Origin of the sequence: Paenibacillus eucommiae, assembly GCF_017874215.1 — a bacterium.
In the GTDB taxonomy this organism is placed as follows: domain Bacteria; phylum Bacillota; class Bacilli; order Paenibacillales; family NBRC-103111; genus Paenibacillus_AI; species Paenibacillus_AI eucommiae.
The window spans coordinates 57,111-76,320 of record NZ_JAGGLB010000019.1 but is presented as its reverse complement, the minus strand read 5'-3'; the positions used below and the strand labels follow the sequence as shown (position 1 = coordinate 76,320).

19 protein-coding genes and 1 riboswitch are annotated in these 19,210 nt (G+C 43.6%); of the genes, 16 read left to right on the top strand and 3 right to left on the bottom strand.

The genetic code is table 11. From position 1 onward, the window contains the following. Positions 1 to 5: 5 nt before the first annotated feature. The 9 genes from J2Z66_RS24605 (at position 6) to J2Z66_RS24565 (ending at position 9,236) form a co-directional block, all read left to right on the top strand. On the top strand, positions 6 to 1,325 hold the full coding sequence (locus tag J2Z66_RS24605) for a TerD family protein (RefSeq protein WP_209975375.1): 1,320 nt from the start codon (positions 6 to 8) through the stop codon (positions 1,323 to 1,325). A gap of 32 nt (positions 1,326 to 1,357) precedes the next feature. Beyond that, positions 1,358 to 2,098: a MeeY/MeeF family manganese export membrane protein gene (locus J2Z66_RS24600; RefSeq protein WP_209975374.1), complete on the top strand. Its 741-nt coding sequence runs from the start codon at positions 1,358 to 1,360 to the stop codon at positions 2,096 to 2,098. A 94-nt stretch (positions 2,099 to 2,192) separates the two neighbouring features. Continuing rightward, on the top strand, positions 2,193 to 3,386 hold the full coding sequence (locus J2Z66_RS24595; protein WP_209975372.1) for an HpcH/HpaI aldolase/citrate lyase family protein: 1,194 nt from the start codon (positions 2,193 to 2,195) through the stop codon (positions 3,384 to 3,386). Then, positions 3,343 to 4,779, top strand: a complete 1,437-nt coding sequence (locus tag J2Z66_RS24590; RefSeq protein ID WP_209975370.1) for a phosphoribosyltransferase family protein — start codon at positions 3,343 to 3,345, stop codon at positions 4,777 to 4,779. Before J2Z66_RS24595 ends, J2Z66_RS24590 begins: the two co-directional genes overlap by 44 nt. Beyond that, positions 4,772 to 5,911, top strand: a complete 1,140-nt coding sequence (locus J2Z66_RS24585; RefSeq protein ID WP_209975368.1) for a cysteine protease StiP family protein — start codon at positions 4,772 to 4,774, stop codon at positions 5,909 to 5,911. The genes J2Z66_RS24590 and J2Z66_RS24585 overlap by 8 nt, the downstream gene beginning before the upstream one ends. After that, a complete protein-coding gene (locus tag J2Z66_RS24580; RefSeq protein WP_209975367.1) occupies positions 5,908 to 6,732 on the top strand; it encodes an HAD family hydrolase in 825 nt (274 codons plus the stop codon). Before J2Z66_RS24585 ends, J2Z66_RS24580 begins: the two co-directional genes overlap by 4 nt. Before the next feature lie 16 nt (positions 6,733 to 6,748). Next, a complete protein-coding gene (locus J2Z66_RS24575) occupies positions 6,749 to 7,786 on the top strand; it encodes an ATP-grasp domain-containing protein (RefSeq protein ID WP_209975365.1) in 1,038 nt (345 codons plus the stop codon). Between the two features lie 237 nt (positions 7,787 to 8,023). Continuing rightward, positions 8,024 to 8,596: a hypothetical protein gene (locus J2Z66_RS24570; RefSeq protein ID WP_209975364.1), complete on the top strand. Its 573-nt coding sequence runs from the start codon at positions 8,024 to 8,026 to the stop codon at positions 8,594 to 8,596. A gap of 31 nt (positions 8,597 to 8,627) precedes the next feature. Next, positions 8,628 to 9,236, top strand: a complete 609-nt coding sequence (locus J2Z66_RS24565; RefSeq protein WP_209975362.1) for a sigma-70 family RNA polymerase sigma factor — start codon at positions 8,628 to 8,630, stop codon at positions 9,234 to 9,236. Between the two features lie 76 nt (positions 9,237 to 9,312). Here J2Z66_RS24565 and J2Z66_RS24560 read toward each other — a convergent pair whose 3' ends face one another. Together J2Z66_RS24560 and J2Z66_RS24555 are read right to left on the bottom strand one after the other, a co-directional pair. Next, entirely contained in the window at positions 9,313 to 9,615 is a 303-nt protein-coding gene (locus tag J2Z66_RS24560; RefSeq protein WP_209975360.1) for a hypothetical protein, read from the bottom strand. Positions 9,616 to 9,709: 94 nt separating this feature from the next. Next, the gene (locus J2Z66_RS24555) at positions 9,710 to 10,003 is read right to left on the bottom strand and encodes a DUF3055 domain-containing protein (RefSeq protein WP_209975358.1); all 294 of its coding nucleotides are present in this window, start codon (positions 10,001 to 10,003) and stop codon (positions 9,710 to 9,712) included. A gap of 208 nt (positions 10,004 to 10,211) precedes the next feature. On the opposite strand from J2Z66_RS24555, the gene J2Z66_RS24550 reads away from it, so the two are divergent. Together J2Z66_RS24550 and J2Z66_RS24545 are read left to right on the top strand one after the other, a co-directional pair. Then, on the top strand, positions 10,212 to 11,213 hold the full coding sequence (locus J2Z66_RS24550; RefSeq protein WP_209975356.1) for an HRDC domain-containing protein: 1,002 nt from the start codon (positions 10,212 to 10,214) through the stop codon (positions 11,211 to 11,213). Positions 11,214 to 11,327: 114 nt separating this feature from the next. Then, positions 11,328 to 11,735, top strand: a complete 408-nt coding sequence (locus J2Z66_RS24545) for a hypothetical protein (RefSeq protein ID WP_209975354.1) — start codon at positions 11,328 to 11,330, stop codon at positions 11,733 to 11,735. Positions 11,736 to 11,837: 102 nt separating this feature from the next. Here J2Z66_RS24545 and corA read toward each other — a convergent pair whose 3' ends face one another. After that, positions 11,838 to 12,773, bottom strand: a complete 936-nt coding sequence (gene corA / locus J2Z66_RS24540; RefSeq protein ID WP_209975352.1) for a magnesium/cobalt transporter CorA — start codon at positions 12,771 to 12,773, stop codon at positions 11,838 to 11,840. Positions 12,774 to 13,259: 486 nt separating this feature from the next. Beyond that, a riboswitch (SAM riboswitch) is annotated at positions 13,260 to 13,389 on the top strand. 94 nt (positions 13,390 to 13,483) lie between these two features. On the opposite strand from corA, the gene metA reads away from it, so the two are divergent. The 5 genes from metA to ytxC all read left to right on the top strand — a co-directional run bounded on the left by metA (position 13,484) and on the right by ytxC (position 19,077). Beyond that, entirely contained in the window at positions 13,484 to 14,395 is a 912-nt protein-coding gene (gene metA / locus J2Z66_RS24535) for a homoserine O-acetyltransferase MetA (RefSeq protein WP_209975350.1), read from the top strand. A gap of 28 nt (positions 14,396 to 14,423) precedes the next feature. Continuing rightward, positions 14,424 to 15,590: an aminotransferase class I/II-fold pyridoxal phosphate-dependent enzyme gene (locus J2Z66_RS24530; RefSeq protein ID WP_209975348.1), complete on the top strand. Its 1,167-nt coding sequence runs from the start codon at positions 14,424 to 14,426 to the stop codon at positions 15,588 to 15,590. Further along, positions 15,591 to 16,766 carry a trans-sulfuration enzyme family protein gene (locus J2Z66_RS24525; RefSeq protein ID WP_209975346.1) on the top strand — a complete coding sequence of 392 codons (1,176 nt, stop codon included), beginning with the start codon at positions 15,591 to 15,593 and terminating at the stop codon, positions 16,764 to 16,766. A 146-nt stretch (positions 16,767 to 16,912) separates the two neighbouring features. Then, entirely contained in the window at positions 16,913 to 18,049 is a 1,137-nt protein-coding gene (mqnC, locus tag J2Z66_RS24520; RefSeq protein WP_209975344.1) for a cyclic dehypoxanthinyl futalosine synthase, read from the top strand. A gap of 116 nt (positions 18,050 to 18,165) precedes the next feature. Further along, positions 18,166 to 19,077, top strand: coding sequence for a putative sporulation protein YtxC (gene ytxC / locus J2Z66_RS24515; protein ID WP_209975342.1), 912 nt, complete (start codon positions 18,166 to 18,168; stop codon positions 19,075 to 19,077). The last annotated feature ends 133 nt before the right edge of the window (positions 19,078 to 19,210 follow it).

Below are 19,210 nucleotides of genomic sequence, written 5' to 3'. Positions count from 1 at the left end.
TTTTTATGACGGTGGCTCTGATCAAAGGACAAAAAACAGATCTTACAAAAACAAATCCCGGATTATCTCAGCTTGTTATTGGACTAGGGTGGAGCGCTCCAGCACAGGTAGAGCTTGATACTTCCGCTTTTTTGCTGGGCGCAAATGGGAAAGTAGCGAATGATGACAATTTAATTTTTTATAACAATCCGAATAAAGGCTTTATCAATTATATGGATAAACCAGCAGCATCTACAGATAAAAAACAATTTGCGGTACAACTGTCAGCTGTACCTGCAAACATTGAAAAAATTGCTGTTACTCTTACTATCTACGACGGGGAGAAGCTTAAGCAGCAATTCAGTCAAGTAACAGACGCTTACTTGCGTATTGTGCATTCAGGCACCGGACAAGAAATTGTTCGTTATGACTTGGGAAATCAATTTTCCGTAGAGACAGCTATTGTCGTAGGGGAATTATATAGATATAACGGCGAGTGGAAATTTAGTGCTATAGGATCAGGTTTTTCTGGTGGGTTGAAGGCTCTGTGCGGCAATTTCGGCATTGAAGTGAAGGACGAGCCAGCATCTGAGCCGGTGCCGCAGCCCCCTAAGATAGAACCTGCACCTGTTCCTCAACCACCTACACCTATCGTAATTCCACCAAGACCTGCCACAACTTCCTCTGCCCCACCGGCAGCGCCTGTTGTGCCAGCGAGCCCACAGCCGTCAGCAAAGCCAGTTAGTCTCAGCAAGATTGAGCTGAAGAAAAAGGGCGAGAAGATTAATCTGGAAAAGAAGGCTGGAGGCTCTCTCGGAGAAATATTGATTAATTTAAACTGGAATCAAAAATCAAAGCCTTCCGGATTTTTTAGCCGCAATAAAGGGATTGATTTGGATCTCGCTTGTTTGTACGAATTGAAGAACGGGGAGAAGGGTGTCGTTCAGGCTCTTGGTGATAAGTTTGGCTCACTGAATAGAGCACCTTATATTTCGTTGGATGGTGATGACCGTACCGGTTCAGTGAAAACCGGAGAGAACATTAGAATTAACGGAAATAAGCTTTCAGAAATCGAACGTGTTCTTATTTTTACTTTTATTTATGAGGGTGCAACAAATTGGGCCGAAGCTGATGGAGTTGTTTCTATTAAGCATGAGGGTGGTCCTGATATTGAGGTCAGGCTTAATGAGCATGACAACCGCAAGGGATTATGTGCGATCGCTTTGATCAAGAATTCGAATAACGAAACTTTCAGTATTGAGAGACTAGTGCAGTTTTTCTCCGGTCATCCGGATTTGGACAAGGCCTTTAATTGGGGGCTTAGATGGGTTGCCGGAAGTAAGTAATTGATGGGCTAATAAGTGGGAGGAGCACGAGAATGGAATTTTTTCAGAGTCTGATTGATAATTTCTCTAATTTTTTCAGTTGGGCAGAGTTTACTGCAGAACTTAGCAATCCAGTCAACTGGGGTATTATTGGTACCCTGATTATTTTGGAGGGATTGCTATCCGCAGATAATGCCTTAGTGCTTGCTGTTATGGTTAAGCATCTACCCAAAGAGCAGCAGAAGAGAGCCTTGTTCTATGGTATTCTAGGGGCTTATATATTCCGGTTTATTGCTATTGGAGTAGGGACCTACCTCGTAACGATAACTTGGATTAAGGTTGCAGGGGGACTTTATCTTCTCTGGATTGCGATTAGCAATCTATTCCTCAAGAAAGACGGTGGGGATGGAGAAGTCAAGAATAAAGGCCTTTCCTTCTGGCGCACAGTTCTGGCTGTAGAAATTATGGATATCGCTTTTAGTATCGATAGCGTCCTTGCTGCTTTCGGAGTTAGTGACCAAGTATGGGTACTATATTTGGGCGGAATCTTAGGGGTACTTATGATGAGAGGCGTGGCTCAAGTATTCCTGAGACTTATTGAGCGTATGCCTGAGCTTGAGAAGGCAGCATTTATTCTCATTCTCATCATTGGTATTAAGATGATCGCAGGCGCATTCGGATTCCATCTTGACCATATTTATTTCTTCGCCCTCATTATTGCTGTTTTTGGAGGAACTATCCTCTATAGTTATTTACGCAAAAAGAAAGAAAAATCCGGTTCAGACTCTGTTTAGAAGTAATTTTGGATAATAGCAATGAATTTTATAGAAATAATCCCTCCTACATGGAGGGATTATTTCGTAACCACAAGAAGCAGGAGGAATTCGCTTGAGGTATTTCAATTATTTAAGTTCCGAAGAAGAGCATTCACTATTTTATATACCTCCTGTTCCTTTTTATAATACCTCAGATAAAGAAATTCTCAGTTACTCAGTTGGTGCCGCTCTTTATATGCCTGCAACTAAATCCAATATTGCCGAAATCATCGCAAACGGCAAAATAGATGGACTGGTATCGGTAGTGCTTGATTTAGAAGACGCAGTAGGAGACAATCAAGTGGAGATTGCCGAGAAATCGCTATTGGAGCAAATCGCTAAGCTGGTCGATTTCCTTGAGACTGGTAAGCTTAGTTCGGAGCATCTTCCTCTAATATTTATTCGGATAAGAAATGTTGAACAGATGAAATATTTGATTGCTAGACTTGAAGATCATATAAAGCTTATAACCGGCTTTGTATTTCCTAAATTTATCCCTGAATATGGGGAAGCATATTTCCGGGTGCTGGAGGATCATAATCACAATAGAAGATCTGATCTTCCAATGCTTTACGGGCTTCCAATTTTGGAATCCGCCTCGATTATTTATCATGAGAGCCGCACTCATACCCTGCAGACCATTAAACAAATTCTCGACCATTATAAGGACATGGTGCTGAATGTAAGGATTGGAGCTACCGATTTCTCAAGCTTGTTTGGTCTGCGGCGCAGTCCGGATATGACTGTCTATGATATAACGCCGATAAGAGATTGTATAGCGGGCATCATTAATCTTTTTGGACGAACGGACTCTTCTTATGTCTTATCAGGGCCAGTATGGGAATATTTCTCCAATCATGAAAGAATCCTCAAGCCTCAGCTTCGTGAAACCTTATTTGAAGAAAGCTTGGGCGTGGATGGGAGAAAGCTTAGAAAAGAATACATTGCCAGCTATATGGACGGATTAATTCGAGAAGTTATTATGGACAAGCAGAACGGATTGATAGGGAAGACGGTTATACATCCAAGCCATATAAGGCCTGTACAGGCTCTATATACAGTAACCCACGAAGAATACATGGACGCAACAAGCATTGTAAGCAACAATAATGGTACGTACGGCGTCGTTAAGAGTGAATACTCGAATAAAATGAATGAAATAAAGCCGCACTTGAATTGGGCCAAAAGAATTTTGCTGAGATCACAAATCTATGGGGTGCTGCATGAAAGACAACATTTTATCTCCTTACTACCCAAGCATGAGTAAACGCACTTATAATATTCTGGAACAAATTCAAGTACAAGTATCTGTTACTCATAACCCTTATTCTATTCCACTGGACCGCTTGTTTTCTATGGCTGCGAGAAACAACAAGAAACGTGCTTTTTTATTTGTCAGCCATGTGCTGGGCAAACATATTCCCGTCAACCCGCATGTTTCATTATTGAGTGGTGTATGTCTGGCTCTGCTATTAAAGCAGGAAATGGACGGAGATGTACCTGAAAACCTTATTGCTATTGCTGTTGAAGGACTAATCGACCCATCCAAAGCCAAGGTGGCTTATTCGGAAATCATAGAGTCTGGGCTTTCGCTTTCCCAGCCAGTAACGCTCATCGGCTTCGCAGAGACTGCGACAGCAATCGGACATGCGGTATATCATACGTTTCAAGCATGGAAAGAAACATGCAGCTTTATCCATACCACAAGGGAAGATATTAAGCAGCTGGAGTCAGTTATTTCTTTCAATGAGGAGCATTCTCATGCTGTAGCTCACTATTGTTATGCCAATGATCCTAAACTGCTTAAGGATCCCGAAACGATCGTGCTTGTTGATGATGAAATTACAACAGGAAAAACCTCGCTAAACATCATTCGTGAAATTCAAGCCGCATTTCCAAAAAAGAAGTATGTTGTACTTTCACTGCTGGATTGGAGAACTGAAGAGGATGAACAAAAATATCAGCAGTTGGAAATGGAATTGGGCGTAACGATTCGAACGATAGCCTTGGTAAAAGGCGGAATTGATGTTTCCGGGGAGCCAGTACTATCCACAGAGAATGAGATTCGTGCAATGGCTTCAAGTGAACGAAGTGATTCCATCGAGATTATGTTTGTTGATCGATTCTTCGAGCATGTCCCCTGCAGCTCGCAAAATGATCAAGGGTATGAAAATCATTCCCCGTACCTCAAGTACAGCGGCAGATTCGGCCTTGATTCTCATGAGAACCAGGAAGTAGACAAATCAATAGCCGAAGCAGCAGCCTATTTGCTGAGCACCCGGATCGGCAATAAAACACTTTGCATGGGGACAGGCGAATTTATGTATCTTCCAATGAGGATTGCTGCTGAGATGGGTGATGGCATCTACTATCAATCGACAACAAGAAGTCCTATCCATGCCAATAGAAGTGAAGATTACGCAGTTCAAACTGCTTATCCGTATCCATCGCCGGACAATCCCGCAGTGCTGAATTATTTGTACAATATTTCTCCGGGAATGTATGATGAGCTGTATTTATTTTTTGAAAGAGAAGCCGAGCCGGAAGCATTCAGACATTTCATGCAAATTCTAGATTCCTTGCAGCTCAAAAAAATCAATATCGTATTTTTTTCTCCCTCAGTTCAAGATTGGAAAGGAGTACAGCGGAACCATGGATAAACAGCAAGTTAGAGCTAGACATATAGCCGATCCGGTTCCTTTGGGCAGCTATCCTGCTGAGGATGTGACATTTCTTCTTAAGGATTTAAGCCAAGTTAAGCTGGAGCAGCCAACAGAAGATCGTGAACGTGCTATTCAATCGGGTGTTCATTATTCAGAGATGCTTCCCGTAGAGTACAAGCCCGCAAAGGCCTATTTAAAGCTTTACGAGGAGACATTGCAGGCAACAGCGGAAAAAGTGGCGCTTGCAGCTGGGATAACAGCTGAATTAATCGTAAAGAAAAAGGGAACTAACCTTGTACTTGTTTCGCTGGCAAGAGCGGGCACTCCCGTTGGCATTCTTATCAAGCGCTATTTATCGCAAATTCACGGAATTGATTTGCCGCATTATAGTATCTCGATCATCAGAGGCAAGGGAATCGATGAGAATGCCATTCATTATATGCTGGAGAAGCATCCAGGCTCCCAGTTGCAATTCATTGACGGCTGGACAGGCAAAGGGGCCATTCGTCAGGTTCTTATAGAAGCTTGTGATACATTTGCCCGGGAGCATCAAATCCATTTGCAGGACGATCTTGCCGTCCTTGCCGATCCCGGCCATTGTACCGATATATTTGGGACCAGAGAGGATTTCCTGATTCCAAGCGCATGCCTGAATTCAACCGTATCCGGATTAATGAGCCGGACTGTTTGCAGAGATGATCTTATCGGGCCTGAAGATTTTCATGGTGCTAAATTTTATCGTGAATGGCTGGATGAAGATCTCTCTAATCATTTTATTCACGCAGTGGAGGCATTTTTCGGGCAAATTTCTGCCGCTGCGAAGCAGGGAGCGGATAAGCTTTATATAGAGCCTCCCGTTATTACATGGAAGGGTCTTGAGGATATCCGAAGCATTCAAACCGAGTATGGTATTGATGATATCAACCTCATTAAACCTGGAGTCGGTGAAACGACAAGAGTGCTGCTGCGTAGAGTGCCTTGGAAAATACTTGTGGACCGTCTGGATAATCCCCACTTAACCCACATTCATTTGTTAGCAGAAGACCGCGGAGTTCCTATTGAAGTCTATCCCGGGCTTACCTATTCCTGTTGTGGAATTATTAAATCGATTAAGGGTGAAACAGAATGATATTTGCTAGCGATTTAGACCAGACTTTGATTTATTCACAGCGCTCGATGGGAAGTAGTGTGAACGATGAACTCAGTATTACCTCTGCCGAGGCTATAGACGGCGAAATTAAATCCTATATGTCCGTACAAACATTTAAGAATCTTCAAGAGCTTATGAGCAAGCTTCTTTTCGTACCCGTGACTACCAGAACAATGGCTCAATATGTAAGGATTCATCTGTTTAAACAGAGGCTGCGGCCGCGGTTTGCTATTACTAGCAACGGCGGAAACATACTTATTGACGGGGTGCCGGATAACGAATGGAACCAGTCGATACGAGCTCTTGTGAAAGCGACCAGTTCACCGGCTGAAGATGCAGCAAGGATCATGAATCAAATCATGACTCCGGAGTGGGTAGTAGGATCCAGATATTGTGATGAGCTATTTTATTCATACGTCATTCAAAGAGATCAAATGCCGATGCAAGCAGTGCTTGAGGTGAGTGAAGAACTGAAGAAAATGGGCTGGCATGTTTCGATTCAGGGAAGAAAGGTATATTCAGTTCCAATGGCTGTAAGCAAGAAAGATGCAATCGCTCATGTAAAAAATTTAACAAAGTCGAGGATGGTCATTGCATCCGGAGACTCTTTATTGGATCAATCTATGCTGGATTACGCGGATTATTCCATAGTACCCAAGCACGGAGAATTGTACAGACAAGAACAGAAAAAGGCAGTGTCTAACTATTTATTTACAGAGGCATCGGGTATTTTCGCTGCTGACGAAATTTTGCAATTTGTAGACCAAATCCTGCAGGAGCATACGATTCATCTCAGCTAAGAAGGAGCTATTAACCGTGAAAAAGACAAAAATTTGGTTTAACCGCTGGTTTTCTGTGGCGTATCATTATATGAATTGGATTCGGGATAACAATGAGGGTGTGGAATTTAAATTTTATGCTACTCATCCCGATATCGCTCATATGTCCTTACAGGCAGCGGACCATGCAGAGGTAGAGCCGGTTCTGGAGCCGGAAGCTTATGTGGAATTTTGCCTTGAATTTTGTGAGAGACATCAGATTGATGTTTTTATTCCGAGATTAAAGATGCTGGCAATTGCGAAGCAGGTGCATCGCTTTGAGCAAATTGGCACCAAAGTGATGGTTTGCAGCGACATTCCACTTTTGGAGAGCTTGATGGAGAAACAGAAGTTTTATGAGTCGGTCGCGCTAACAGGCATTATGCAAATACCAGATTATCATGTTGTGCAAACAGCAGACCAATTCATGATTGCGTATCAAACACTTACTGCTCAAGGGCATAGAGTTTGTATTAAGCCTACGAATTCCGAGGGCGGGATGGGGTTTAGAGTCATTGACCCTGAACTTGACGAGCTGACTGAATTATTTGGACCTATCAATAGAAATATTACGCCTGAGCATGCTTATCGCATATTGTCCAGTGTTGATCATTTTGATGATCTGATGGTGATGGAGCTGTTAAGCGGCTTCGAGTACAGCATCGATTGCCTCGCATCGGCGTCTGGAGAGCTGCTGGCGGCCGTTCCAAGAAGAAAAGCGGGTGGCAGGCTCAGATTGATGGAAGAGGTCCCTGAGCTCATTGAAATCGCTGAGAGAGTAGCGGCAACTTATAAAATCCCGTTTAACTACAACATCCAAATGAAATACAATAACGGCATACCAAAGCTGCTTGAAATTAACCCGCGAATGTCCGGTGGGCTCCATGTTACTTGTCTGGCAGGGGTCAACTTCCCTTATTTAGCAGTGAAGCTGCTGCTAGGTGAACAAGTGGACGTGCAGCATCCTAATTATGGGATATTGGCAAGCCATATCGAGAAATCTGTGATCATGAGCGGAGTAGCGCAAAAAGAATAAATTGGGTTTCCGCACATACTAATTAACTATGGAGCTTTCCAAATAGCTTAATTGAAGGTGTGTGGTATGATAGGTGAACTCATTTTATTTTGCATTATTGTAGTTCTGACTCTTATTGCCGCTTGGGAAAAAGCAGAATCTATTTCCCAGTTAAATGAGTAACAATTGCCCTACAACCTCCTAATTTGATAAGATAGGTATAAGTTATCTTCGAATCAATTAGGGAGGTATTGCAGCGTGTTGGATTTTACTTTTGAAATCGTAGGCGAATCGGCGATTAATACAAGAATTCTTTATGCGAGTGAATGGTTTACCTTCAATATCTATCGAAAGGATGATGTATGGACACTGCATCCTTTCGAAGGGATATTGATTCAAAACAAAGATATGTGCAGATTGGTTATCGCTGATTTGCTGAAAAATAAATATTTCCACGTCATGTGTGCAAAAGAAAATATTCTTTTGTCTGAGCTGCAAACTAGTATTAATTTACAAGCAGAGCCGGAGGAAATACCTTGGATCCCTCCAAGGGAAAGACAAATCATTGATCATAATCCCTTTGCTGATATGCAATCTTTTATAGAGAATCATTCCATAGAAGACATTGTAGAACTAGAAAAGCAGTATATTTTGAATAAAATGAGTTTTTACAAGCAGATCCTTGAGAGTATGTTTATGGAAGGCTACGGACCAACGGATGATGACTTCAAACGAATTCAATCTATCGTGGCTGTATGGTCGAAAGCCTATGATCAATTAAATGCGCCGTTCGATCAGGATTCATCTGAAGGAAGCCAAAGAAGGTGGTAAATAGAAGGTTAGATCAAAGAGGAGGCCAGACATGGATTTGAACGATAATCAGCTTGCGGCCTTATGGAACAGTGGTGACCAGAAAGCCTATGGGAAAATTTTGGAGCTGTACAAAGACAAGATTTATAGGTTGGCTTTTCGGATATTACGCAATAAAGCAGATTCAGAGGATGTTGTGCAGGAGACTTTTTTGCGTGTGTATCTTCATAAAAACCGGATTGACGTTTCCAAAAATTTTTCCAGCTGGATTTACAGCATCGGGACTAACATTTCCATTGATTTTTTACGCCGCAAAAAAGCGAAAACATCGATGGATACTAGCGGCAGCAATGACTCAGACGTAGTTCCTTATTTTGAGAAGCTCAAAGGCAATGAGAAGTCGCCGGAAATGCAGCTTATTGACACGGAAACAACTGAACAAGTGCGTGTCATTATTACAGAGCTACCAGCTAAATACAGGAGCTTAATCGTCTATAAGTATTTTCTCGATATGTCACTGGAGGAGATTAGCGCAAGAGTCAATCTTCCAGTCACCACGATCAAAACAAGATTGTTCAGAGGCAGGAGCTATATTAAGAAAAAGTGGGGCTCCACACTCTTTATGACCAATAGTATAACATCGTTTATACTAACCGTTTAGCAGCAAGAATAGAATACAACTCAGGCCCAACCGATTCCCTGCCGGATTTCGAATGGGCCTTCATCTGTATGCTCACTTACTCATTTTCAGTTTCATCGTGAGTTTTATGATCTCCCGGGTACACGCGTTCAAGTCCCTCGTGCAGCTCGCGATTCTCATACACAAAGCGGTTCGGCGGACGCTGATCTCTGCGCCAAGGGGTGCTCTTGCCTAAAGATTCGGTCAGCTGACTGGAGCCGTAAGGTCCTTCTGGAAACTCTTCGGCCGCCAAGTCATTTCTTTGCGATTCAACCGTGGCCAAATCTGTGTAGTCATCACGGTCTTCCTCGATGAAGCCTTCCTGATCTTTGTCAGCTTGCTCTAAAAACTCCTCGTTCATGGAATAACCCTCCCAAAGGCGTGACGTATTTTCCGGCTCTATTTACGGGCCCGATGTTTCGTCGTGTCTGGTTCCAGTATTCCACAATTTTTGCTTAAATATCCGTAAAATGTACGGTTCCCATGACCTGGGAAAGAAAGCCCTCCAGCTCTTGCGCTTCTTCCTCGTTAATTTTATAAGCATATTCCAAATAACCTTCTGCTTCCAAATCGTCTGGCCCCATAACGGCACTTCTTCCCGATTGCAGATCAATGACGAGCTTTTTTCCGTAATACCGGGTTGTTGTAATGATTGCTAAATCAAAGCGCCGTAAGGTTTCTCCGACAAAACAAACAAACCGTGTCGATGTTTCCTCTGTATGGTCGTATAAATAATCATATTCAGACATGCTATCGCCTCCATCGTATAAGTGCATTATCAATTATACCATTTATAATATATGTTGACGTCATATATATATTGCTTCGCTCTAGATTTTATGGTATGATTTGGTTAATCTAGTGACTGGGAAGCACCCATCTTACGATTTTTGTAGGAGGGGTGTTTTTTGTTTTCTGGATTTTTTTCTATCATAGACAATTTGAAGGAGGAATGGAATGAACGTCGTATTTTTGAACACATTGGAGAAGCAGGCAGGGGAGGAAAGAGTTATATCGGCGCAAGTATCGATTGGAGAGGTACAGGGGGTATGGCAAGTTGTATGGCGGGAGCCGAGCGAGCAGGGAAAGCCAGCCCAGGAGAACTGGTATACGGGAGTTAGCTGGGATGAGCTTTTAACGGCTTTTCGCCAGGGTCTCAAGGAGAAGCTTTATCAGGGATTCCGCCCGCTAATTAAAGGGGATTATGAAGGTGTGCAAGGGCTCTCAGGAAAAACAAAGCTGACACAAATGCTCAACTATTTCAGTGAGATGAACCCGAATGAAGAGATGTATGAGAATCTGCGGAAATGGCGTAAGGAGCAAGCTTCCCGGGAGGGTAAGGCTCCATTTATATTGGCAACGAACCGCATGCTTCGAATTTTGTCTGTATTTCTTCCGCATTCGACTGAAGAGCTCCTGCAAATCCCTGGGTTTGGCGAGCAGAAGACGAATATGTACGGCAAAGAAATTCTCAAATTGACGGGGGAGATGCCGAGAGAAACCAGCTTCCCGTTAGAGTGGGTAGTCCAGGCCATTGACCACAACAAATTTGAGGCTTGGGTTCACGCGCAGAAGGAAGAGAAGATCCGCATGGAACTCGATAAGGAAACGAATAAGCGAAACTTGCTTGAGCTAGTTGCCGGAGGAGCTTCATTAGATCGTCTTCAAGCGGCCTTGTCCATGCAGCGCAGAGATTTGCTGCTGTGGATTGAAGACTTGGAGCGTGAGGGCTACGATATGGAGCCACTGGTCAAGGCGGAGCTGGCAGCAGTATCTGAGGAGCATCTGCTGAAGGCATGGACTGCATTTGAGACCGAGGGCGACCGTTATCTCAAACCGATCCTTCAGCTTATTTTTAACGCTGATGAGCTCAAGGACAAGGAGCTGGATTATGCGTATGAGTGGCTTCGCCTATTGCGGCTTAAATTCCGTAAAGAAAAGGAAAGCATAGCCTCCTAATGGGGAAGGCATAATTGCTGAGGTTCGAAGAAGGACCAAGTAGAGAGGGGAACTCCCCGTAGTTCTACGATTTTCGGCAAATTATGCTATACTAGTAAGAGAGGTGAGGGCAATATGGGCGAAACCAAACGGCTTGAGGAAATGGTAGGAACATTAATACAAATGGTCGGTACTACCAATGCGAGAGTAGAAGAGTTAGCTGCTGATTTAAAGGAACTCACAGTAGGGTTTATGGCATTATCATCGGAAGTAGGCGGATTGAAGGCGGAAATGAACAGTTTATCGTCGGAAGTAGGCGGATTGAAGGCGGAAATGAACAGTTTATCATCGGAAGTTGGCGACTTGAAATCCGAAGTGAAGGATATTTCCGCGGGGTTGAAGGAAACCAGATCTATTCTCAATGCTTTCCGCAGTGAAACAACTGTTAATTTTAAAAAGCTTGACCGCCGCGTGAAATTAATTGAATCCGATCTGGATGATACGATGGTCAAAGTGACAGAGCTCACACTACCCAAACAGTAGATTCCGTATATAACAATCTTTTAAGCTTTTATCTTTTTAAATACAAACAGGTATCTCAACATTGTTGAAATACCTGTTTAAACACTTATATTTATGGCCGTACTAAAGCCACTCTTTTTTGCGAAATAACACATACATGCCAATTCCTATAAACATCATAAAGCCAAGCACATATTCGTCTCCATGACTGATGTCGAGACCGATCATATTCTCGAAATTCATACCGAATACGCCGGTAATGAAGGTAAGTGGCATGAATATCGTCGTAAGAGCTGTAAAAACTCTCATGATCTCGTTGGCTCTGTTGGAGACGCTGGATTGATAAGCTTCTCTTAAGTTGCCCATTAAATCACGCAGTGTATCGAATGTATCAACAATTTTCACAGCGTTCTCGTAGATATCGCCAAAATATTTTTGCAGCTGCGGGTTGATAAGCCTTAGATCCTTCTTGTTCAACGTAGCTATAACTTCCCTTTGTGGAACAAGAACCTTCTTTAACCATAAAATTTCCCCGCGAAGCCCGATGATTTCGTTTAAATGGGTCTTCTTTGTTTTCATGAGAATATCTTCTTCCAGCTTTTCAATCTTATCTTCGATCCGGCTACCTACCGCTACGTAATTATCGACGACAAGATCAATCAGATGATAGAGGAACCGGTCCGGGCTGTTTACTTCCTCTTCCCATAGAAAGGGCTTAAGCGCGCGGATTTCATTAATTTTTTGCCTAGTTACCGTAATGATGAAATGCTTTCCAAGAAATATATTTAATGCACGGAGAAAAATCTCCTCGTCGTCAAAACGAATGCTGTTAATAACAATAAAATAGTGCGAATCATAAATCTCTATCTTGGGACGCTGTTCTTCATCGCTCCAGCAGTCCTCCACAGCTAAATCATGGAGATGAAACAAAGTTTGGAGAATTTCCAAATCCTCGACACCTGCATCTATCCAAAAGAAGCCATTCTCCGGAGGTGTTAAAAGCAGATTCACGTCCTCAATCAAAGTAAATACGCCGTCTTGTACCCATCGTGTTTTCATCTGTTCCCACCCCTTATGGATTGGAAGCAGCCGTTACACGATCCCTTAAGAAGCTACGAACGGATAGAGTACCGACTGCAAGCCAACCCTATGAAATTGTATGTTTCCCATAAAGCTTCTACTCCTCGGGTCTCCGTCCACGCGTAGTCCCCCCTTTACTGATTTACTTGCTTGTATAGTATAACCCTACATTTTCCACAGTTCAAGATGTAAAGTTCACCTTTTACATAATATTAAGATATGGCGTAGAAGGTGTTAGGGTAATCAAAATAAAAAAGCCCTGCTGGGCTTGCTCAACGCTAGTTTAAGCATGCGAATCCAAACCAGAAGTGAATCTGGCATTTTATAGCATAACAAAAGAAGAGATATTTTTCTACAAAAATCTGCAAAAAACCTGCAAAATTCCCCGTAATACAAAATAACAAGAAATTTACTTGACTTTTTATTTTAAAGAAGTAAGATTAAATATACAACTAAATATGAAATTTCTTATCAAGAGTAGGTGGAGGGACTAGCCCGATGATACCCGGCAACCGACAAACCTTTGCGAGCAAAGGGATGCACGGTGCTAATTCTTGCGGAGACGCGCTAAGGCGAAGTTTCTGGGAGATGAGAAAGGACATTGATATTTATTAGGAATGGCCTTTCTCTCTATAGAGAAGGCTATTTTTTGTTTAAACTTGACTATTAACGAAAAAGGAGTGAGTAGGATGCCGATTAAAATTCCGGACAACTTGCCTGCAAAAGAAATTCTAAACCGAGAGAACATCTTTACTATGGATGAATCTGTGGCGTATCAACAGGACATTCGTCCTTTGCGAATAGCTTTGCTGAACCTGATGCCAACCAAGGAAACGACGGAGACGCAGCTCCTTCGCTTAATAGGCAATACACCCTTACAGGTGGAATTCGTTCTGCTTCATCCGAAGACCCATCAGTCCAAAAATACTTCTGCGGAGCATCTTGCAACTTTCTATAAAACGTTCGAAGATATTGAGCATGAAAAATTGGATGGCATGATTATTACAGGCGCGCCTGTAGAACAGATGGATTTCGAGGACGTTCACTATTGGGAAGAGCTGCAGAAGATTATGGATTGGAGCAAAACCAATGTGACTTCCACTTTGCATATTTGCTGGGCTGCCCAGGCAGGCTTGTACCATCACTTTGGCGTGAAGAAATACCCGCTTGAGGAGAAATTATTTGGTGTTTTTCCACATACGGTTGGCATTGCGAATACGAAGTTGCTGCGTGGTTTTGATGAAATGTTCTTTGTTCCACAATCCCGCCATACGGAAGTACGCAGAGAAGACATTGAGCTTCATCCTGAATTGGAAATTTTGTCGGAATCCGAGGATGCGGGCGTTTATATTGCGGCTACTAAAAATGGAAGGCACATTTATGTTACGGGTCACTCCGAATATGACTGTCATACGCTAAAATGGGAATATGACCGTGATATTAATAAAGGATTGTCCGTTGCCGTACCCAAAAATTATTATCCGAATAACGATCCTACCAGAACGCCATGCATTACCTGGAGAGCTCATGCGAACCTGCTGTTTTCGAATTGGCTGAATTATTATGTATACCAGGAAACACCTTATGATTTTATGATTTGATATAAAGACAGAGAGGCAGGTACTGTGTATGAAAATAGAAAGTCGTCTTGCGCAAATTGGTTCTCAATCAAGTCCTGATACTGGAGCAATCAGCTACCCGATCTATCAGGCTACTGCTTTCCGCCATCCCAAGCTGGGGCAAAGCACTGGATTTGATTATGCCCGCACCAAAAGTCCCACCCGCACCATTCTGGAGGATGCGATCGCTGAGCTTGAATCTGGTGATGCCGGTTTTGCCTGTTCGTCCGGTATGGCTGCCCTGCAGACTATATTCGCACTATTCAGTCAAGGGGATCATCTGATTGTCTCTCTCGATCTGTATGGAGGCACCTATCGACTATTGGAGACCATCATGTCCAGATTTGGCGTGAAGGCTACCTATGTCGATACCAATGATCTGGATGCATTGGAAGCCGCTTATTTGCCGAATACGAAGGGGATTCTTATTGAAACGCCTACAAATCCGCTTATGATGGTGACCGATATAGAGCTGGTTTGCTCGTGGGCCCGTAAGAAAGGTGTCTATTCTATTGTAGACAATACCTTGCTTACGCCGTTTTTGCAGCGCCCTATCGAATTAGGAGCAGATATTATTATTCATAGTGCGACGAAGTATCTGGGGGGTCATAATGATGTCCTTGCCGGACTTATAGTGACCAAAGGCAAGGAATTATCCGCACAAATGGCAGTTCTACATAACTCCATAGGCGCGGTGCTGGGTCCCCAAGACAGCTGGCTGCTAATGAGAGGAATGAAGACTCTGGCGCTGCGGATGGAAAGACATGAATACAATGCTACGGTAATCTCGAAGTTTTTACTTGAGCATCCTCTAATAAATGAAGTGTACTATCCTGCGTTTGAGAGCCACCCGGGCCATGCAATCCAGAACAAGCAATCCAGGGGCAATACTGGTATTTTCTCCTTCAAGGTTACTGATGCCAAGCTGGTCGAGCCCATTCTTCGCCATATTAAGCTGATTGCTTTTGCGGAAAGCCTGGGCGGTGTGGAATCTTTGATGACTTATCCTGCCGTTCAGACTCATGCCGATATTCCCTTGGAAATCCGCCAAAAAATTGGCGTGGACGAACGTCTGCTGCGTTTTTCCGTAGGTATTGAGCATGTGGATGATCTTGTCGCTGATCTGGCCCAAGCACTTGATTTAGCGCAAGCAGAGCTGGAAGGAGGAGCCCTTTAAATGAGTGAGCAGCATGGACAAGAGGACAGCAAAGGGCTTGGGAAATTTGGCACAAGGTTGATTCATTTCGGAGCGGAAATTGATAAGGCAACAGGAGCCTCGAGCGTTCCTTTGTATCAAGCCTCAACCTTCCATCATTTTTCTCTGGACAATCCTCCTGAGTACGATTATACACGTTCCGGCAATCCGACGCGGCAGGCTCTGGAGGACTATATCGCCAAGCTTGAGGGCGGAACACGCGGATTTGCTTTTTCTTCAGGAATGGCAGCTATTTCATCAGCTTTTATGCTGCTTTCCAGCGGGGATCATGTTATTTGCACGGAGGATGTATATGGAGGCACTTACCGGCTATTGACATCTATTCTGAATCGTATGGGTATTGAGACGACCTTTGTTGATATGACGGACATCCATCAGGTGCGTGCTGCGCTGCAGCCAAACAGCAAGGCTGTTTTTATTGAAACTCCTTCTAATCCCACGTTGAAAATTACGGATATTGCTGAATTGGTGTCATGGGCCAAGCAGCATGAGCTGTTAACCATTTTAGACAATACATTCATGACGCCGTATCATCAAAGACCTATCGAGCATGGTGTTGATATTGTGCTGCACAGCGCAACCAAGTTTCTGGGCGGTCACAGTGATCTTCTGGCTGGGCTTGCAGTCACAGCTGCTGAGAGCCTAGGTAATAGGATGAAGCAGATCCAGAATGGGATGGGCAATGTGCTTGGCGTGCAGGATTCCTGGCTGCTAATTAGAGGTATGAAGACACTGCAGGCACGTATGGAAATGTCTGAAAAAGGCGCGCGCCGGTTAGCCGAGTGGCTGTCGGGGCAGCCGGGTATTGAGCAAGTATATTATCCGGGACTGCCGAATCACCCTGGCAGGGACATTCATGAGAAGCAGTCCCTGGGCTATGGAGCAGTAGTCTCTTTTGATACAGGCTCTGGTGAACGGGCCAAAAAACTGCTAAGCAAGATCCAAATTCCGCTTGTGGCCGTTAGTCTTGGAGCAGTAGAGAGTATTCTCTCCTATCCAGCGATGATGTCCCATGCTTCGATGCCTAAGGAAGTCAGGCTGCAAAGAGGAATTACGGACGGTCTTGTCCGGTATTCCGTAGGCTTGGAAGACATTGAGGATATTATTCAGGATCTGGAACAAGCGCTGGGAGATTAGTAGCAGGAAGCCTGGCCAATAGAAATGATAGAAAGAACAGCTAAGCGCTTCCAGCGCCTGGTTGTTCTTTTGTCGTGACGGTAGTGTTGGAATATGGTACGATTAATGGAATACTTGTAAGTATAAATAGAAGGAGTGAGGACAATTTGAACAGCATCGACCGTATTTTACAAAAGTCAATCTCTGGTCAACGAATTGATGTGGAGGAATGCATCACTTTGTTTGAATCCGATCAAATAGAAAAGATAGGCCACGCAGCCAATCAAATTATGTTGAAATGGCATCCGGAGCCGATCACCACCTTTGTTATCGGCAGGAATGTGAATTACACGAACATTTGTGATGTTTACTGCAGATTTTGTGCATTTTATCGCGCTCCCGGTTCCAAAGAGGGTTATGTACTGCCTGATGAAACCATTTTTCAAAAAATCCAGGAAACCCTCGATGTAGGCGGAACTGAAATTTTGATGCAGGGTGGTACAAATCCGGATCTTCCCTTCAGCTACTATACAAATTTGCTCCGTGAAATTAAGAAGCGCTTTGAAATCACGATGCATTCCTTCTCACCAGCGGAAATTATGAAGATGAAGGATGTATCGGAAGGGCTGTCGCTAGAAGAAGTTGTTCGGGCGCTGAGGGATGCCGGTTTGGATTCTCTTCCGGGCGGAGGAGCAGAGATACTGGATGATCGTACCCGCAGAAAAATTAGCCGGATGAAAGGCTCATGGCGCGATTGGATGGACGTTATGCAGACCGCTCATAAGCTCGGCATGAATACAACGGCAACAATGGTAATCGGCTTTGGTGAATCGATGGAGGAGCGGGCATTGCATTTGCTGCGCATCCGTGATGCTCAGGATGATGTACAGCTGCAGAAGCTTCCAACGGCTGGTTTCCTGGCTTTTATTCCTTGGACTTTTCAACCGGACAATACGAATATGAAGGCTGATAAGGTGAAGCCTGAAGAATATTTAAAAACACTGGCTATTAGCCGCATCATGCTGGATAACATCCCTAATTTTCAATCTTCCTGGGTAACTATGGGACCTGAGGTTGGCAAAAAATCACTGCACTATGGCTGTAATGATTTCGGCAGCACGATGATTGAAGAAAATGTGGTTTCGGCAGCGGGAGCTACACATAAAGTAAATATTACCTCCACCTTGCAAATTATTCGCGAAGCGGGTAAAGTACCAGCTCAGCGCAACACCAGATATGAGACGCTGCGCGTCTTCTCAGATGAATCTGAGGTTATTACGAATGACTTCGTCATGCAGAATTAATTCATATACCAGAAATTCACTGGTTGATTTGGAAAATGGTTCGTTGTATATCTGCCCGCAATCGACCATATACTTGGATAAGGGATTACATCCTGTCATCCAAGGGAGTGAGTTATATGGAGTTGTTCACGATTGTAATGGGAAATTCCGCCGAGTCCAGTGTGAATGAACTGTATCAAGCTTTGGATAATAAGCTTGCACATGTACATAAAGATCCAATCGGGTTTGAGCTGAGCATTCAGCAAGGCAGTGATTATTCCCTTATTCAGGGAACTGGATCTGAAGGGGCGAGGGCGGCATTTCCTATGGAGGTTATTGGCGATACTATAGCCGACTATATTCTGAAACATTTGGAGCCGGACGTGCTTCATGATTTAATTACGAGGAAGTACAAGCTTCACAAAGAGGACGATATTCGCAGCGTGGAAGGATACTGCAGACAGTTTCTGAATGGAACGCAGGATGCTTCCCCCTTATCCACATTGATAGAACGACGGCACAATCTGATTTCAATTCGGGTATCGGGTTATTTACAGGAGCATTCTTTGATCGTACTCGAAGGATTTGTGCGGTTTCGTCTTCAGGAATATCTCGAGGAGCTGCGTGAGGTCGTGGAATATGCCGTGGATGAAAGCCTGATGGATCGTCAATATCAGGAGTTTATTTCCTTGCTGCAGTATTTCGTCTATATGCAGGAAGCGAAAATGCCAACAGCGCATTTAATTCACAAAGGCGGCCATGATTTTCTTATTTTTAATGACCAGCTTGAGCCTGTAGATTTGGATGAATATGATGCCACCTTCAAGGTAGAGGTGCTCGAAAAAGACGTGAATTTTGAAGATATGATTGTCAGTACGTTAATTACGGTTTCACCTGCGAAGATATATATCCATACTCGTGAACCGGAACTGCCAATTGTAAATACCATTATGCAAATATTTGAGGGAAGAGCAACCGTATGTCCTTATTGCCGAATGTGCCATGCCTATCTGGGAGATTTAGCAAAAAAGGATCAACTGTATCCTTGACCTCGGAAGAAGTCGGCTTTATAATAGGATACGAAGGCGTTAGATCAGAGATATGAATGTTCGGGTAATAACTGTCCAGAGAAGAGGAGACTTGGCTGAAAGCTCCTTCAGTTAACCGGTATATTTACCCCTC

What these genes read in the sequence shown, in the direction of transcription:
- J2Z66_RS24605 (WP_209975375.1), top strand. Translation starts at nt 6, where the DNA reads ATGACGGTGGCTCTGATCAAAGGACAAAAAACAGATCTTACAAAAACA.
- J2Z66_RS24600 (WP_209975374.1), top strand. Translation starts at nt 1,358, where the DNA reads ATGGAATTTTTTCAGAGTCTGATTGATAATTTCTCTAATTTTTTCAGT.
- J2Z66_RS24590 (WP_209975370.1), top strand. Translation starts at nt 3,343, where the DNA reads ATGAAAGACAACATTTTATCTCCTTACTACCCAAGCATGAGTAAACGC.
- J2Z66_RS24585 (WP_209975368.1), top strand. Translation starts at nt 4,772, where the DNA reads ATGGATAAACAGCAAGTTAGAGCTAGACATATAGCCGATCCGGTTCCT.
- J2Z66_RS24580 (WP_209975367.1), top strand. Translation starts at nt 5,908, where the DNA reads ATGATATTTGCTAGCGATTTAGACCAGACTTTGATTTATTCACAGCGC.
- J2Z66_RS24565 (WP_209975362.1), top strand. Translation starts at nt 8,628, where the DNA reads ATGGATTTGAACGATAATCAGCTTGCGGCCTTATGGAACAGTGGTGAC.
- J2Z66_RS24560 (WP_209975360.1), bottom strand. Translation starts at nt 9,615, where the DNA reads ATGAACGAGGAGTTTTTAGAGCAAGCTGACAAAGATCAGGAAGGCTTC.
- J2Z66_RS24555 (WP_209975358.1), bottom strand. Translation starts at nt 10,003, where the DNA reads ATGTCTGAATATGATTATTTATACGACCATACAGAGGAAACATCGACA.
- J2Z66_RS24550 (WP_209975356.1), top strand. Translation starts at nt 10,212, where the DNA reads ATGAACGTCGTATTTTTGAACACATTGGAGAAGCAGGCAGGGGAGGAA.
- J2Z66_RS24545 (WP_209975354.1), top strand. Translation starts at nt 11,328, where the DNA reads ATGGGCGAAACCAAACGGCTTGAGGAAATGGTAGGAACATTAATACAA.
- corA (WP_209975352.1), bottom strand. Translation starts at nt 12,773, where the DNA reads ATGAAAACACGATGGGTACAAGACGGCGTATTTACTTTGATTGAGGAC.
- metA (WP_209975350.1), top strand. Translation starts at nt 13,484, where the DNA reads ATGCCGATTAAAATTCCGGACAACTTGCCTGCAAAAGAAATTCTAAAC.
- J2Z66_RS24530 (WP_209975348.1), top strand. Translation starts at nt 14,424, where the DNA reads ATGAAAATAGAAAGTCGTCTTGCGCAAATTGGTTCTCAATCAAGTCCT.
- J2Z66_RS24525 (WP_209975346.1), top strand. Translation starts at nt 15,591, where the DNA reads ATGAGTGAGCAGCATGGACAAGAGGACAGCAAAGGGCTTGGGAAATTT.
- ytxC (WP_209975342.1), top strand. Translation starts at nt 18,166, where the DNA reads ATGGAGTTGTTCACGATTGTAATGGGAAATTCCGCCGAGTCCAGTGTG.